The following is a 16,224-nucleotide window of genomic DNA, read 5'->3' on the forward strand; positions in this document are numbered from 1 at the left end:
TCCAGGCCTTCAACGCGTCGCTGAAGGACTTCGCAATTCGGGCACGGCTTGTCGGCGGGCTGCGTCATAGCGCCGCCAACTTACCCGATCACCTACAAAACCTCGAATACCGATTTACCCAAAAATCCGTGAACGCTTACCCCACCGGCAAAGAGCGCCCCGAGGTTTTCAGCCCCTTGCCATTCTCGCAACGCTGGATGCTCTCGCCCGGCGACGATGTCCGTCGCGCCATCGGAGTTCTTCGCGAAGCACAGCACTGAATCTGGATCGACGACGCTCAGAATTACCGGCGAATGCGTTGCAAGGAGGATTTGAGCGCCGTATACAGACGAAAGCGATTGGTACATCGTCTCGATTGCGCGCGGATGAATCCCGTTCTCCGGCTCTTCAATCAGGTAGATTCCCCCGAAGTCGTCGAGGTAAGCGGGAAGAGTCAGGGCCATCAGCCGCAAGGTCCCGTCAGATGCCATCCACGATGGAACCTCGAGCCCCCCGTCGTACTCAAGCTGGAGATATCGATGCCTATCGTCGGCACGCTCGATTGTGCGCACGTCTGCTAGATCCGGTAAAGCCGTGCGGAGATGTGCCACCCAGTGTTTTAGGCGCGCGGAGTCGCGTTCCTCCAAGCCGGCAATAACCCATGGAAGGTTCGAGCCGTCGGACTTGAACCCTCTCGCCTGCCCCGGAGGGCTGGCCTGCCGCACCAGAAGGCTGTTCAAGATCATTTTCTCGATGCCGTTCGTCAGTAGCTGCTTGAACCAAGCACTGACAGGAAAATTTTCTTCATCCTCCGGTAAATTGCCCAGCGTCGATTTCCGGGCACCCAGTTTGAAGGCCGGTGCCCACCGACCCTCTTTCTGATGTGCGTCCGCGTAATAGTTGTCGTTTCCCCCAGGCGTCTTGCTGAATAGGGATCGTCGCTTCCCACTTGACTTTCCCGCGCTGACAATCGTGTTTGGAGGAGGCGGCGGCTCAGGAAATAAGCCTTTTTGCGTTGAGCTTTCATGCCCTCGGACTTGCAGCCATCCTCGTTCCTCGGCAATTACTATTTCTTTGCTCTCCGGGTCGATCCCAATTGCAACTTCGTATCGAACGGTGTCATAAGTCTGAACCGCTAACAATCTGCGCTTCTCCGGCGGAATGGACGCCTCCACGGCAAGTTCGAAGCGATTCCCGGAGTGCTGCCAAAGCAAATCGCTAAAGTTACGAGTACGCTTATACACGGCCTGCTCAAGCCCTTCCGCAACCAAATCGCCTAAGAAGGCTATTACGTCGAGGAACGTTGTCTTGCCGCTCGCATTCGGTCCAACGAGAACGTGGAATCGACCAACCTTTTGCCTGACGTATCGCAGGCAGCGAAAATTCAGGGCTTCAACGAGTGTTAGCATGCGTGATGAGAGGGTAATCGAAACGCGACAATGCATGGAAGCTCATCGGAAACCGTTACACATCCAAATTCCGCACTTCCAGGGCGTGTTTTTCGATGAATTCGCGGCGGGGTTCGACTTTGTCGCCCATCAACACGCGGAAAAGGTCGTCGGCGGCGCTGGCTTCGAGCATCGTCACCTGCAGGAGCGTGCGGTTGTTGGGATCGAGCGTCGTGTCGCGGAGCTCTTCGGCATTCATTTCGCCGAGGCCTTTGAAGCGCGTGATCGTGAGGCCCTTTTCGCCGGCGCTGCGGACGGCCGCCAGCAGGCCGCGCAGGTCGGACAAGCCGATCGCGCTCTCTCCGCGGCGCAAGGTGTATCGCGGCTGCTCGCTGCCGGTACGCTGCTGGGGGATCAGCGATTGAATGTCGAAACCCATGTTCTTCAAGTCGCCCAGCAGCGTGTTGATCGAGCGCACTTCGTGCAACTCGACGATGTGCAGCCGGCTGGCGCGGAGCGAATCGCCGTTGGCCGACGGAGCGGCAGCGGCGCCGTCGGTGGCGGCGGGCTTTCCGGCGTCGGCCTCGATACTCGGTTTTTCGGTCGAATCCTCGACCGTCAGTTCGGCGCCGGCCGCTTGCTCTTGCTGGGCGACAAACGTGTCGAGCTCGTCGCGGCGAGTGAACCAGTGCTCTTCGTTGCCGAGAAAAACGTGGTAGATGGGGAGCTTGCCCGTGGACTTGTCTTGCCGCGTGGCGTGGGTGCGGAGGCCGATGCCGCGGCGCTCCAGCGCGATCAGCGATTCTTCGAGCGCGGCCAGCGTGCGGCAGAGCTTCGCCATGTCGGCGCCTTGGATCGTGCGGCCATCGCCGGGCTCGAACACGCCTTCGCCGAGGCCCTGTTCGAGCAGTTGGTTCTTCATCTGCTCTTCGGTTTGCACGTAGTAGGTTTGCTTCTTGGTCCGCACGCGGAAGAGCGGCGGCTGAGCGACGTACACATGCCCCTTCTCGACGAGCTTGTACATTTGGCGATAAAAGAACGTGAGCAAAAGCGTGCGGATGTGCGAGCCGTCGACGTCGGCATCGGTCATGATGACGATTTTGTTGTAGCGCCGCTTCGTGAGGTCGGCTTCGTCGCCGATGCCGGAACCGATGGCCGAGATCATGCTGCGCACTTCCTCGTTGGCGAGCACTTTATCTTCGCGCGATTTATAGGCGTTGATGATCTTGCCGCGCAAGGGGAGGATGGCCTGATACTCGCGCAGGCGGCCTCCTTCGGCGCTTCCGCCGGCGGAATCACCCTCGACCAGATACAACTCGCAAAGATCGACATTGCGGCTGGTGCAATCGCGGAGCTTGCCCGGCAAGCCGCCGCCGCTCAACGCGCCCTTTCGTTCGCGCAACAGGGCTTTCGCCTTGCGAGCGGCTTCGCGGGCCTCGGCGGCAAGCATCGCTTTTTGGGCGATCGTGCGGGCGATTTTGGGATTCTCTTCGAGATAATTGGTGAGAAAATCGCCGACGGCCGAATTCACCAAGCCTTCCACTTCGATGTTGTTCAGCTTGACCTTGGTTTGCGATTCGAATTTCGGCTCCGGCACGCGCACACTGATCACGGCCGTGAGCCCTTCGCGAAAATCCTCGCCCGAGGGAGCAAGGTCTTTGAAGAGGTTCGCCTTCTTGCCGTAGTTGTTCAGAGTGCGCGTCAGGGCAGTGCGGAAGCCGGAGAGATGCGTGCCGCCATCGACCGTGTGAATGTTGTTCACATACGTGTGAACATTCTCCGTGAATTCGGACGTGTACTGCATGGCCACTTCGATGCCGACGCCGTCGAGTTCGCGCGCGATGTAGATGATATCGGCATGGGCCGGCTCGCTGGCCCGATTGAGAAATTCGACGAACTGCAATAGTCCGCGCTCGTAGTGAAACTTTTCGCCGTCGCCGGTGCGCTCGTCTTTGAGCGTGATGCGGGTGCCGCGATTGAGGAAGGCAAGTTCTTGCAAACGGCGGTGGAGGATGTTGTATTCGAATTTCGTGTTGCCGAACACTTGCGTGTCGGGCTTGAACGTCACTCGGGTGCCGGTGCCGATGGCGCGGCCGACGCGGCGCACGTCGCCGGTCGGGACGCCGCGCTGATATTCCTGCTGGTAGAGATGCCCGTCGCGGCGCACTTCGACTTCGCACCATTCGGAAAGAAAGTTGACCACTTTCACGCCGATGCCGTGCAAGCCGCCGGAGGTTTTATAAGCCTGTTTGTCGAATTTGCCGCCGAATTTGAGCACCGTCATCACGCCTTGCAACGTCGAGATGCCGAGATCCGGATGCACCTCGATCGGAATGCCGCGGCCATCGTCGGCCACCGCGACCGAGCCATCGCCATTGACGGTGACATAAATATCGTGGGCATGCCCGGCCATCGCCTCGTCGATCGCATTATCGACCGCTTCGTAGACGAGATGGTGCAGCCCGCGGCTGCCGGTGTCGCCGATGTACATGCCGGAGCGTTCGCGGACGTGCTCCAAATCGGTCAGATATTTCATCTGATCGACGCCATATTCGCCGGCATTCGGCGAGGTGGCGGGCATGTCGGGATTCTGGGCGGCGGAATTCAGCGGAGGGGCCGGAGAACTGGCGGCAGAGCCAATTTCGGAATTCAGGGCGGCGGTTTTCGGATCATGAGCCGGCTTGTCGCCGGTGATCGATGGATCGGTCATCGTGTGGGATTCTTTACTTGGTTTTGTCGGCGGATTATCCGGCGATTCGAGGGGATTTGCCTATTAACATTGTAGCGCTGCAGCCAAGGCCCTCACGCGGAAAGAAACGTGAGCGGCAAGCCGCTAACCGCCGGTGCTTTTCTCGTGCGTTTGCATGCTGCTCGGCCGACGGGCGATTGGCGAAACATCCAACCGGCGGCTGCTCCTCGCCGCTCATTCGATCGGTCCGACGCGGAATCTCAGATCGCGGACCGAATCGTCGGCCAATCGATGGCGGAGCCGCTCCAATATTTGAACTTTCTGAAAACCCATTTCCTGCACCAACGTCGAATTGGCCACGAACACCTCCAACACCCCGCGGCGGATGTTGCCCGGCCGACTGATCTTCGCCAGCATCGGACCAGCCGCTTCGCGCCAGGCCGCTTCACAACCAGACGCAGCCGTTTGGCGGGCATAGCCGCGACGAGCCAACAGCTGTGCTAGCACTTCGGCAATCGGCTGCGGGGTGCCTTTGGCCATGAGCGACGACCGGGATTCGAGGCAGGGGGGAACGTGCGAAACCGCAAGCGGGAGGACGAACCAATCGGAGCAGCGCGGCCCTAGCGATCGCGAGCCAGCGGCATGATCACGTAGCCGTAGCCGTCGTCGGTCGTGCAAACGGCGGCGCTTTCGGCGTCTTTCAGGTCCAAGGTAAACATTTTGTCGGCATCAAGCACTTTGAGGAAATCGCTCATGTAGCGTGGGTCGAGAGTGATCGCGACGTTCGGCCCGCTATAGGCGATGGGGAGTTCGACGTGCGACTTGCCGACATCGGCTGTTTCGCCGGCGAGGGTCAACATCCCGTCGCCGAATTTGAAATCGACGCCGCGGCTCTCATCGTTGGTGACGATCGCGGCCTGCCGGACGGCAGAATACAAGCTCCCCACCGGCAATTCGATTTTCTGCGAGTCTTGCCGCTGCGGAAACACATCGCGCCAGCGTGGAAACCGCCCTTCAACCAGCCGCGAATAAATCGTCACACGCGGCGTAGAGACGAGAATATCGTTGGCCCGCGCGGAGATTTGCACTTGAGCATCGGGCTCGAAGAAGGCGCGATCCATCAGGTGCATGGCCCGCGAGGGAACGATCGTCATCGTGTCGGCATTTTGATGCCCGCCGACGCTGTGGGCCGGCCCTTCCATTTTCGCCAGCCGCCGCCCGTCGGTGGCCACGGCCGTGATTCGCTTTTCGGTCATTTCCAGCAGCACGCCCCCCAAGGCGTAGCGACTGCTCTCGTTGTCGGTGGCGAACAGCGTACGGCGGACCAGCTCGCGCAACAAGCGGGTCGGCAACTCGTGATGCTTGCCTTCGCTGAACGGTGCAACGGTGGGATATTCTTCCGGGTTTTCGCCCGGCAAACGGAATTCGCTCCGCTCGCCGCGCACCAGCGTGCCGGATTGCGTGGTTTCGAGAAACAATCGGGCATCGCCGCTGCACTCGCGCAGGATGGGCCCGAAACGGTTGATCGAGAGCAAGGCCGTGCCCGGCGTTTCCACTTCCATGCCCGACACCTGGATGCGAATGCCGATTTCCAAATCGGTCGCCATGAGAAGGACGGCCTCTTGGGTGGCTTCGAGCTTGACGTTTTGCAGGATCGGCTTGGGGCTGCGCGTGGGGGCGACGGAGGAGGCGGTTTGAAAAGCCGCGAGAAGTTGTTCTCGATCACACGTGAGTTTCATGACGGATCGGGCCTTTCATCAAGGGACCATTTTGGGGACCCAGGGTCTGGGAGTTTCTTCTTCTTAAAGAATTAATTAATTCAGCAGTATTAGTAGGTGGGCGCCGCGGATTGTCGATTCCCCCTCGCCAAACGCCGAATCGCTACCAATGTCTCGGGCAATTCGCGTTCGGACGGGCGTCGCATCGGTCTGGAAAACTTGTCGGCATCGTGTCGATGGCGTGTCGGGCGGATGTCGATTGGCGAGGCAATTAATTCGATGGCGATTGGCTGCTGTCGACGGTGTTGGCCGGGCGGCGATTTACCGACAGCCGAGTGACGGTTTTTCCACAGCGATGGCGCGTGGATGGTCTATGCATTTCACGTGTGGGCCAGGGCGCGGCGCAGATCCGACACGGCTCGCCGCGTCGCGGGATCGGACTGCAATCGCGATTCGATCGAGCGGTAGTTGTGTAAGACCGTGGTATGATCGCGACCGCCAAAATGTTGTCCGAGCTGCTGCAGGCTTTTGGCCGTGAGTTGCCGGCCCAGATACATCGCGATGGCCCGAGCCTGCACGACCGTGCGCTGCCGCGAAGGGCTACTCAATTCGGCCACTCGCAGGCCGAAATACTTCGCCGCCAAAACGGAGATCGTGCGCAAAGTGGGTTGCAGCCGCAATCGCCGATCGGCAAGCCATTGGCGAACCGCTTTCGCATCGACGCAGCGCGGCGCGATTTCGCTGGCGACGATCGCGCAAGCAATGTTTTCATTCGCGACTGAGCCAGAGTTTGCAACGGCCTCGTCGCGTGGCTCGGAACCCAAAGTAAGCTCCGAACGAACGTCCAACTCCACAAGCGCGCCGAGCAATTCCGGCACAGTGCCGTTCAAGCCATCGGCAAGCGCCCGCAGCGCCGGCGCGGTGATCGGGATTGCTCGCAATCGCGCGAGCCGTTCGACAATCGCCAATCGGGTTGCCAAAGTCGGCGCTCTTAGCGGCAGCAACAAGCCTGCCGCCAAGCGACCGCGGAGATCGGGCGACAGGCCGGTGATCCGTTCCGGCGGTGTGCTCGATGTAATCACCACTTGGCCGCCCTGGTCGACAATGGCGTCGAGCGAATGGACCAATTCGAGTTGCGCAGCACGCCGATTTTGCAGTTGCGCCAGCCCTTCGATCACCAACAGCGATACGTTGCGAATACGGCGCTGGAAGGCTGGCGTCGATTCGGCAGCGATCACGGCATTCAACTCCTGGGCAAAATCCGAGGCGTTGAAATACGCCACCGACGCCGGCGGCAACCGATGATGCGATGCCCATCTGTCGGCCAAACCGCGAGCCAAATGCGATTTGCCCACGCCCGGAAGGCCGACAATTACCAGCGGGTTGAATTTCGAGGGCCGGTCTTGCAAAAGAGACTCGATTGCCACGGCGGCCAAGCGATTCTCCGGACCGGCGATGAATTCGAGCGAAATTGGCGACGCAGACGGGCGGTTGCCAAGCGACATGGCGACCGCACCGGCAGTGGCGGGCGATTTCGCTTTGCGAACAGGCGATGCAGCGCGGTCGCGCCTGGCCGAAGCAGCGCATTCGCGAGCCGGTTCGGCTGGCGGCGCGTCGACGTCAGCCGGCGCCAGATCGGCCGAAAGCGGGATTATAAAAACGCCGTCTTCCACCGCGGCTCCGTCCTGCAAAATTGCGATCCGGCCGGATCGCTTTGGGTTCAAAATTCGGAGCCGGAATTATAGCGGTTTGCAACCCTCTCGGCGAGGAGCGGCGGTGAATTTTCACGAGTAAAAACGTCGCCGCAAATCATTGCCGCCATGCAAGATACGAAAACAGGGCCGAATCGGTCGTTTCACGAAGCCGCGCGGGGTGATCGCAAGATTGCGAATCGAGCATCGGGGCGGCAAACCGCACGATCATTCTCGCGGCTTTGCCGCTCGCAAAACGGATAGGATTCGTTCGGCCGCGAGCGCGATGTCGGCCTCGGTCGTCGTTGCCCCGAGGCTGAAGCGAAGACTGCTTTGCACCTGGGATTCGGGCAGCCCCATCGCCGTCAGCGTCGGCGAAGGCTCGCGCGAGCCGCTCGCGCAGGCCGACCCGGTCGAACACGCCACGCCAGCCAGGTCCAACGCCATTTGCAGCGCTTGCCGGTCGTAGCCGGGAAATGAAATGTTCGAGGTCCCCGGGAGCCGCTGGACCGTCGCCTCGTTGCCATCCTCGCTGATGCCGTGAATGGTGGCGGTTGGCCAATTGCTTCGGATCGCGCCTTCAAATCGATCGCGCAGCCGCGCGATGCGGGCGACTCGGTCCAATTGTTCTCGTTGAAAACAGGCCAGGGCAACATGCATTCCGACCGCCAGCGCGACAGACTCTGTGCCCGGCCGAAGGCCATATTGTTGAAATCCGCCCCAGTGGAGCGGCTCCAGCGGCACGTCGCCGCGCAGCAACAGCGCGCCGATCCCGCGCGGACCGTGAAATTTGTGCGCCGCACAGCTCAACGCCGCGACGCCAAGCCGGCGAAAATCCACCGGCACTTTGCCCACCGTCTGGGCCGCGTCCGTGTGCAGGAGAACCTTCGCGGCCCGGCCCAATTCCGCCAATTGCTCGATCGGCTGGAGCACGCCCGTTTCATTGTTGGCGAGCATGACACTGGCAAACCGTGGCCGCTTGCTGATCGAACTCTGCCCCGTGGATTGTTTCAGGGCCGGATCCGCTTTGACCAATGCGGCAGCGAATTGTTCCAACTCGACGACGCCGGCGGAAGAAACGCCGATTCGCTCGATGTGCCAGCCGCGGCGAGCCAATGCCTCGGCAGGCCGGGCAACGCTGGGATGCTCGATCGCGGAAACGACGAGCGTCCCCGTAGCGGCTGATCCTGCCATGCCGAACAGCGCCAAATTGTTTGCTTCCGTTCCGCCGCTGGTGAAGATCAAGCGATCGGGCTGGCGCCCCGCGGCTGCCGCACCCAGCAAGGCCGCGATGCCCTCCCGCGCTTCTTCCAGCACGTGCCGAGCCTGCCGGCCAAGCTGATGCTGGCTTTCCGGGTTGCCGTAGACCGACTGCTGGCATTCGACCATCGCCGCCAGCGCTTCGGGCAGGATCGGGGTGGTCGAGTTATGGTCGAGATAAATCGTGTGGGCAGCGGTCGGCATCCGCGAATTATAACCGCCGACGGCTGGAATATATCGACCGCAATGCATTGGTGGTTGGTCTCGGCACGACGTGCGAAACCGCAAGCGAGCTTCAAGCCGCCGACGGATAGTGAGGCTCGCTTGCGGTTTTGCGCGTCGTGCCGCCCATTCTTTCGCGGGATTTCTCAGCGACTGCCATTGTCCGAAGCCGCGCCGCTCGCTATTATCCCGCTCCACTTTTCTTTCCCACCACAACGGAGCCGTGGCCGGCGATGCAATCTTCCGTAGGCCTTGCGTTTCGGGCGTTGGTGATGCTGGCCTGTTTGGCACTGGTGCCATTTTTGGCCATCTACGGCAAGCAATTGCCAGAGCTTTATAAGGCGGTCGTCGATGCCTATAAGGCTCGCACGCATCAGAAGACCGCCGACCCGTTGGCAGGCATTGCAACCGATGCGCCGCCGTGGGCGCCGACCAACGATCACCGTGCCGCCGATCCGCTGCCGCGTGGCCAAAGCGAAACGCCAGTCGAATCACGCCCCGCCCCGCTTGCGGCGATTCCGCCCCAGCCATTGCCCGTTCAATCAGCGCCCACTCAGCCTGGGCCCCTGGCCGGCGGCGGACCGGCCCCGCAACCGTTGGCCAGCGAAAGCATGTCTGCTACCGGAGGCGCGGTGCAGCCGGCGAGCTTTGCCGCGCCGGTAGAAAATGCCAAAACGACCGATTCAGCAGTTGATTCGGAACACGAAGCCGCAACCAACTCCGCCCCGCCAGCGCCCCCGGCGGCCGACACCTGCACGACCCAATTCCGGCATGTCGAAGCTCGACTGCGAGAACTCGGCGCCACCTATTATCTGCTCGAAACCTTTGGCGACGGCTATCGCTTCTATTGCGAAGTGTCGCTAGCCGCCAACTCCGACCCGGGCCATCATCGCGTCTTCCAAGCGACCGACACTGACCCGCTGAAGGCGATGCAACGGGTGCTTGACGACGTCGAGCGATTCCGGCGCCCCGACGGTGCCGGGCAATTTTCGAGTCCATCGGGCATTCAACGCTGAGCCGGATCATCTTTGCCCTGGTCTGCGGGCTTGCAGAGACCGGGAGGCCGCCGTAAGTTCGAGGCGCTGTCGCGGTCGGTCGCAGTTTCACCGCACAACTCTACGCAGCCGGCAGAGATTGCCATGCACAAACGGCTCCCCAAACTCGGCTACTGTCGCGGTGCGAGCCGACTTAACCGGAAACGGGGTTCAGCGCTGCCGGCGGCATTTGCATCGAAGCGGCGGAGCGGCTTCGCCCGATGGCAGCTTTTCATACGCGGCGGCTCAAAAAGACGGCCGGAGCCGATTGTCCAAGGCCCGCTGGCTCGCGACGACCGGTTGGCCCGAGTCGAAGCAGCGCTGTTCTTGGCTCGCGAGCCGCTCACCAGCCGAAAGATCGGACAATTGGCCGGCCTGAGCGACGGCACGGCCGCCCGAACGGCCGTTCGCCAATTGAACCGGCTCTATGACGACGGGGGCAGTCCGTTCCGTGCCGAGGAACTGGCCGGCGGTTTCCAATTGCTCACTCGGCCGATGTTTGGGCCGTGGCTGCGGCGGCTATTGCATACGCCCGTCGAAACGCGGCTCACCGCACCGGCGCTCGAGACGTTGGCGGTCGTGGCCTATCGTCAACCGGTGTTGCGATCCGAAGTGGAGGCGATCCGCGGCGTGCAGTGCGGCGATATTCTGCGGCAATTGATGGATCGCGACTTGGTGCGAATCACCAGCCGCGCCGACGATTTGGGCCGGCCTTTGCTCTACGGCACCACGAGGCGGTTCTTGCAGATTTTCGGGCTGCGACATCTCGACGAATTGCCGCAAGCCGAGACGCTGCGGCGGCGGCCGGCGCCGGCCGAACCGGCCGCAGCCTCGCAGCCATCGGCCGAGGCGAGCGCGAATTCTTCGCAACCGGCGGCGACCTCGTTGCAAACCGCCGAAAATCGTGCAATCTAGTTCTCCGAGAACTATTCTCTCGGCTGCCCGGTCGGTATGATGTCCGGCTTCCCATATTGTTTCCCCGCTCCCGGTGACTCATTGACGAGAAAGTCTTGCAGGAGGAATTCCCAGTGACGACATTACTGCGCCGTAATTTCGCCCGCGACGAAATGGCTGACGAGTCGTTCCTGACTTTGGCCGAAGCCGCTCGCCACGAATTTGTCCCCTTGGTCGTTGCCGCCGCCGACGAAGCCGAGGAGGAAGACGATTGGGATGACGAAGAAGATGAAGAAGAAGATGATCTGAACGGCGACGACGACGAAGAAGATGATGAAGACGAGGACGATGATTTCGTCGACGAGGAGTGGGAAGAAGTCGAGGATGAAGACGAAGACGATGAAGAGGACGAGGAAGACGACGACTGGGACGATGAAGACGACGACGATTGGGACGACGACGAGGAAGAGGAAGAAGAAGACTGGGGCGATGAAGAGTAGGCTTTTTTCGTCAGAGCGTGGAGCTTAGGATTAATTGAACGGTGCTCGCTCGCAGCGCCGTCGCCAAGCCCGCGAGAGCAAAAAATGGCCGTTTCTAACTGGACTGCAGCCGATTCAAATCGAGCCAACGAAATTTGGACTGAGTATCAGCAGCAGCACGACGTTTCGGAAAGAGCTGGCCAGACCGTTGGGATTGCTGCGCTCCTGAATCGAGCCTCGTCGTGGTTTCCTAATCCGGGATATAATGAAGCGAGAGTTCACTAGCATCCTTGCCGCTGTGCCTTGGTGAAATTCGGGAGGGACATCGCGTGACGATCCAATACGCAACCGAACCCTTGAGAATTGGCACGATTGTGCGCGTTCGCGATTCGAGGTACGGGCGTGCCAGAATCGTCGAGTTTCGCGGCCCCCTTGGCCCAAACGGAGCACGGGTCTACCGACTTCAGTTCGGGAGGAAGCCTCCGGCCTATACCGAGGTTCTTGAAGACCAGATCGAGGTCGAGCCGGCGGGGAAATGACGAGCGTGGCGTTCCGCGAATTGCGATCGGGTCCAGTGGCTGTCGTAGCATGCAACGGCGCTGGCGTGGCGAGATTCCGAGGCATCCAAACACGCGAGCAGCCCGGAGGCGTCGAGCGGCATCAGGTGTTCGCCCGGTAGGCAACCGTTCACAGGTTGCGCAATGTCGTCCGGCGATTCAGGGTGTCAGGCACATTTTTCGGCGAAGGCTTGGGTCGCGATTCACGTCGTAGCGTGCCGAAAAGTGAGCCAGACCCCGACCTGTGAACAGTTGCGCCCCGTAGGCATCGGCCAGATCGTCATCAATCCGGGTATTGTCGGCCGAGCGCCCGTCGCCGCTGGAGAGCGATCCAAAAAGAGCGCACGCGAGTCCGGCTTGGTCAACCGCCTTGGGTCCGCCTGAATGTCAATGCTCACCCGAGCGCCTTCGGGCAAAGCAACCGGGCGCATCAAGGACCACAAGCCCGTTTTCATTATGGCCGTGATAGATCACTTCCAGTAGCCTCCGTTGATTGATAACTCACATCATACATTAACCCGTTGGCGTCTCGGCTAACGTGTGGAAGAATACGGCTTAGCAACCAGAATGCGACCTTGCGGCTTGCCATTGTGCCGTCCGCGTCGGCTTTCGGCGAAGTTCAGGCTTCGCGGATCTCGTGCAACGAACGGGCAAACTCATCGGACCATCGGTTTCGCTTCGAAGTCTTTCCTTTTCTCGTGCGGGCGAATTCTTTAGGATGGATTCGAGGGCGCTCGCAGCGCCGTCGCCAAGCCCGCGAGAGCAAAAAATGGCCGTTTCTAACTGGACTGCAGCCGATTCAAATCGAGCCAACGAAATTTGGACTGAGTATCAGCAGCAGCACGACGTTTCGGAAAAAGCTGGCCAGACCGTTGGAATTGACCCCGTCAGCGGTCGTATTTGGTTTGGCGATTCGATCCAAGATGTCGTCGCCAAGCGTGACGCAGATAGCAACGGTGCTCCGCTGTTTTTCGTGCGAGTTGGGGGCGCGACGTATATTATCGAAAGGGAGGCCGTCGTTGATCGAGGGCATCGTTACCGACGACGGTGTCCCGGTTATCGAGATGCAGATTGATGATCGCCGCTGGCAGGCAATAATCGACACTGGTTTCAACGGCGAACTCGAACTGCCCTAGGCACTGCGACAACAGGTCGACGCGCAATTCGTCGGCCGTGCAGCCTCGCTTCTGGCGGCAAATCAGCGAATCGAAGAGGACAGTCTTCCTTGCCGATTTTCCATTCGACGGCCAAACGGTTCGAGTGCAAGCCACCTTCGCGGATGGCGACGAAATCCTGATCGGCACGGGCATGCTGCGAGATTATCGGCTCCGGATCGATTTCCCCGCCCGGACCGTCGCCATCGACCGCGGTTAGAGGGTCAAGGCACGGCCCGATTCTGAAAACGGGAATCAAACGTATTCTTGCCGGAATTGACGGCGCAGCGCCTTGGCGAGGCAGAATGGGACATCGCATGGCGATCCAATACGCAACCGAACCCTTGAAGATTGGCAGGGTCGTGCGCATCCGGGCTTCCGGCTATGGGCGCGCCAGAATCGCCGAGTTTCGTGGACATTCGCAGAAACTCGCGCACCTCATTGAGTTCGTAAGGTGGGTCACGCCGGTGCAGGACCGCGTGGCAGTTCGGGCACACGGGTCGAAGGTCCTGTATGGGATCAACGTGTGAGACTCACCAACGCTCGAGATGTCAGCGGCTCGAACCCTTCGGCAAGCAAGAAGTACGGCGGGCCGCTGCCAAAATGTGGGCATCGAGCACCGTGGAATAGGCGCGGGATTTTGTTGCGAAGGCCAGCAAAACGCCGTCTTGGTGATTCTCCCGCCACGCCTGAAACTGGTCGTGCATCGATCGTCCACGGGAATCGAAGAACTCGTGAATCATCGGTATTTGTTCCGAACGTCCATCGCCCATTTCTCTGCGCAACGCTAAATCAATCCTTCAAATGAAACAGCCGCTTTAGGGCTTCCATCAGGCCGTGGGGGTGGCCTTGACGCGAGTCGTCGCGGAGTTGCTGTAGCGGCGGATGCAAAAGTTTGTTGGCGTAGCGCTCGAAGGCCTGGTCGATTTCGGCTTTCGTCGCGGCGTCCAGATTGGGCAGCTTGTTGAAGAGTCGCCGCAATTCTTGCTCGCGCAGCGATTGCCAATTCTCGCGCAAGCGCTGAATGATCGGCCCGGTTGCCCGATGGTGCATCTGCTCCATGAACAGCCGCGTTTCTTCTTCGACGATCGCCAGGGCGGCGGGCAATTCCGCGTCGCGCTGCTGGCGATTGTGGGCCGCGGCGGCTTGCAGATCATCGACCGAATACAGATACACGCCCAGCCGATCGCTGATCGCCGGATCGAAGTCGCGCGGCACGGCCAGATCCAAAATCAAGAGCGGCCGCTGGTAGCGCTGCGGCTCGATGCGCTGAAATCGATCGAGCGAAACGATCGGCTCGCCGGCCCCCGTCGTGCTGACGATCAAATCGGCGTCGATCAGGTGTTGGTCCAACTCTTCCCACGGCGCTGCCCGGCCGGCGAATTGCTCGGCCAGTTCGGCGGCCCGGGCCGGACTGCGGTTGACGATCGTCACATGGCGGGCTCCGCCGTCGCGCAGGTAGCGCAGCGTTTCCTGCCCCATCTCCCCCGCGCCGATCACAAGCACGCGTTTGTCGTCGAAGGTGTCGAAAATCTGCCGGGCAAAATCGCCGATCGCCACGCTCGGAATGCTCACGCGCTTTTCGTACAACGATGTCTCCCGGGCCACGCGCTTCGCCACGCGCAGCGCGGCTTGAAACATATCGTGCGTCAGCGGGCCGGCGCTGTGGTGCTGCTGCGCGAGTTGATAAGCCTGCTTCACCTGGGCGAGAATCTGCGGTTCGCCGAGCACGAGGCTATCGAGACTGGCGGTGACGGTGAACAGGTGCCACACGGCCGCTTCGCCCGATTGCTGAAAGAATCCGCTCTCCAGCCATTCCGGCTCGAGGCCATGAAACTCGACTAGGAATTTGGCGACCTGCTGATGATTCGGGCCGGCCGTTTCCGCCTCCGAAGCCGAATACACTTCCACGCGATTGCAGGTCGAGAGCAGCACAGCCTCGGCCGCCGGGAATCGCTCGCGCCAGAGATCGAGCGCCCGGGCGGCTTGCGTCGTGTTGAACGCCAGCCGCTCTCGCATTTCGATCGTCGCGTTGTGGTGGCTACAGCCCACCAGTTGGAAGTTCATGGGGAAGGGGCGAGGGGCGAGGGACGAGGGGCGAGTACGAAACTACGGCGTGTGCCACTGGCAAGCGCAGTCTGCCAATGCGCGCGTGGGGTGGGGCGTAGCACTGGCAGACTGCGCTTGTCAGTGGCACACATCTCTCCGAGGCCGATACCGATGACAATGCGTTGTTGCGAACGCGGACGGTGTGTTCTCCCGAGCCAAGTAGTTGCACGGCAAGGAATATTGCCAAGAAAACGAAATTGGCGATCGTGAGGTACGCCACTTTGCGGCCGCGGCGAGCGGGTTTATATAGGCCGTTGAAAAGCGCGGCCGCCAACAGCCAGGCAAACATCCCGCCCGATTGCCACACGATTGGATCGCTCCAAGGCAATTCGTCTTGCTGATGGCGGTGATTGATCAGATTGAGCACGATGCCCGACAGCGTGCCGACGCCGGCCATGAGCACCGAAACGACGATCGCCCGACCGCTGACGCGCTCGAGCCATTCGAGGCTCGGCAGCCGCAGCCCAGGGGTGGGCTGCAATTTGTGCTTCAACCGCCGCGATTGGAGCAGGTACATCAGGCCGGCTACGAAACCGACGATCACTGCCACGGCCCCCAACAGCCAAAACGTGCCGTGGATGGTTCCCCAAACTCGTGCCGCCGGCGATTGGGCAAACGGTTCCCGGTTTGCGAATTTGGCGGCCCCGATCAGCCCCAGAGCCAGCGGCAGGATAAAAATCCCATAGGCCACTTCGGGATGAAACAGCGTCAAATACAGATACACGACCACCAACAGCCACGCTGCCACCAGATACCAATCGAAGGCGCTCGAGAGTGGAGCCGCCGGCGCTTCATACGCCCGATAACCCAGATAAAGCGTCTGGGCCAGCAGCCCGGCACAGGCAAACCCGAGCGTTAGCACCCGGCGGGCGGCATGGCGCAGCAGAAGCCGCGCGAGCTCGAGCAAAAAAGCCACCGCATAGCTGGCGGCGAAACAAGTCGTCGTAATGCCGGAAATCATGCAACGTCCGAAGCCCTACTGGTTATATCCACTAATTGTACCCTACGCCCAGCGACGAACGAGGCCCGCCACGAAACCGCGTGGAGAGC

12 protein-coding genes are annotated in these 16,224 nt (G+C 60.8%); 4 read left to right on the forward strand and 8 right to left on the reverse strand.

The genetic code is table 11. The features are described from left to right. Positions 1–92 precede the first annotated feature (92 nt). The 6 genes from VHX65_08775 to VHX65_08800 all read right to left on the reverse strand — a co-directional run bounded on the left by VHX65_08775 (position 93) and on the right by VHX65_08800 (position 8,929). Positions 93–1,388: an ATP-binding protein gene (locus tag VHX65_08775; protein ID HEX3998626.1), complete on the reverse strand. Its 1,296-nt coding sequence runs from the start codon at positions 1,386–1,388 to the stop codon at positions 93–95. A gap of 55 nt (positions 1,389–1,443) precedes the next feature. Beyond that, positions 1,444–3,948 carry a DNA gyrase subunit B gene (locus VHX65_08780; protein HEX3998627.1) on the reverse strand — a complete coding sequence of 835 codons (2,505 nt, stop codon included), beginning with the start codon at positions 3,946–3,948 and terminating at the stop codon, positions 1,444–1,446. Positions 3,949–4,290: 342 nt separating this feature from the next. Continuing rightward, positions 4,291–4,596 carry a DUF721 domain-containing protein gene (locus VHX65_08785; GenBank protein HEX3998628.1) on the reverse strand — a complete coding sequence of 102 codons (306 nt, stop codon included), beginning with the start codon at positions 4,594–4,596 and terminating at the stop codon, positions 4,291–4,293. 80 nt (positions 4,597–4,676) lie between these two features. After that, positions 4,677–5,795: a DNA polymerase III subunit beta gene (dnaN, locus tag VHX65_08790; GenBank protein ID HEX3998629.1), complete on the reverse strand. Its 1,119-nt coding sequence runs from the start codon at positions 5,793–5,795 to the stop codon at positions 4,677–4,679. Between the two features lie 359 nt (positions 5,796–6,154). Beyond that, positions 6,155–7,447 carry a DnaA/Hda family protein gene (locus VHX65_08795; protein HEX3998630.1) on the reverse strand — a complete coding sequence of 431 codons (1,293 nt, stop codon included), beginning with the start codon at positions 7,445–7,447 and terminating at the stop codon, positions 6,155–6,157. A gap of 246 nt (positions 7,448–7,693) precedes the next feature. After that, a complete protein-coding gene (locus VHX65_08800; GenBank protein HEX3998631.1) occupies positions 7,694–8,929 on the reverse strand; it encodes a cysteine desulfurase family protein in 1,236 nt (411 codons plus the stop codon). Between the two features lie 251 nt (positions 8,930–9,180). Between VHX65_08800 and VHX65_08805 the strand changes: the two genes are divergently transcribed. From VHX65_08805 to VHX65_08820, 4 genes are all read left to right on the forward strand, one after another. Continuing rightward, on the forward strand, positions 9,181–9,963 hold the full coding sequence (locus VHX65_08805) for a hypothetical protein (protein HEX3998632.1): 783 nt from the start codon (positions 9,181–9,183) through the stop codon (positions 9,961–9,963). A 123-nt stretch (positions 9,964–10,086) separates the two neighbouring features. Beyond that, on the forward strand, positions 10,087–10,896 hold the full coding sequence (scpB, locus tag VHX65_08810; GenBank protein HEX3998633.1) for an SMC-Scp complex subunit ScpB: 810 nt from the start codon (positions 10,087–10,089) through the stop codon (positions 10,894–10,896). A 113-nt stretch (positions 10,897–11,009) separates the two neighbouring features. Then, positions 11,010–11,375 (forward strand): hypothetical protein, encoded by a 366-nt coding sequence (locus tag VHX65_08815; protein ID HEX3998634.1) that lies wholly within the window; start codon positions 11,010–11,012, stop codon positions 11,373–11,375. Positions 11,376–13,084: 1,709 nt separating this feature from the next. Further along, on the forward strand, positions 13,085–13,285 hold the full coding sequence (locus VHX65_08820; protein ID HEX3998635.1) for a hypothetical protein: 201 nt from the start codon (positions 13,085–13,087) through the stop codon (positions 13,283–13,285). Between the two features lie 572 nt (positions 13,286–13,857). On the opposite strand, the gene hemA is transcribed toward VHX65_08820, so the two are convergent. Together hemA and ccsA are read right to left on the reverse strand one after the other, a co-directional pair. Continuing rightward, positions 13,858–15,132, reverse strand: coding sequence for a glutamyl-tRNA reductase (gene hemA / locus VHX65_08825; GenBank protein ID HEX3998636.1), 1,275 nt, complete (start codon positions 15,130–15,132; stop codon positions 13,858–13,860). Continuing rightward, on the reverse strand, positions 15,107–16,135 hold the full coding sequence (gene ccsA, locus VHX65_08830; GenBank protein HEX3998637.1) for a cytochrome c biogenesis protein CcsA: 1,029 nt from the start codon (positions 16,133–16,135) through the stop codon (positions 15,107–15,109). The genes hemA and ccsA overlap by 26 nt, the downstream gene beginning before the upstream one ends. Between the last annotated feature and the right edge of the window lie 89 nt (positions 16,136–16,224).

It is taken from the genome of Pirellulales bacterium, assembly GCA_036267355.1.
GTDB lineage: Bacteria > Planctomycetota > Planctomycetia > Pirellulales > DATAWG01 > DATAWG01.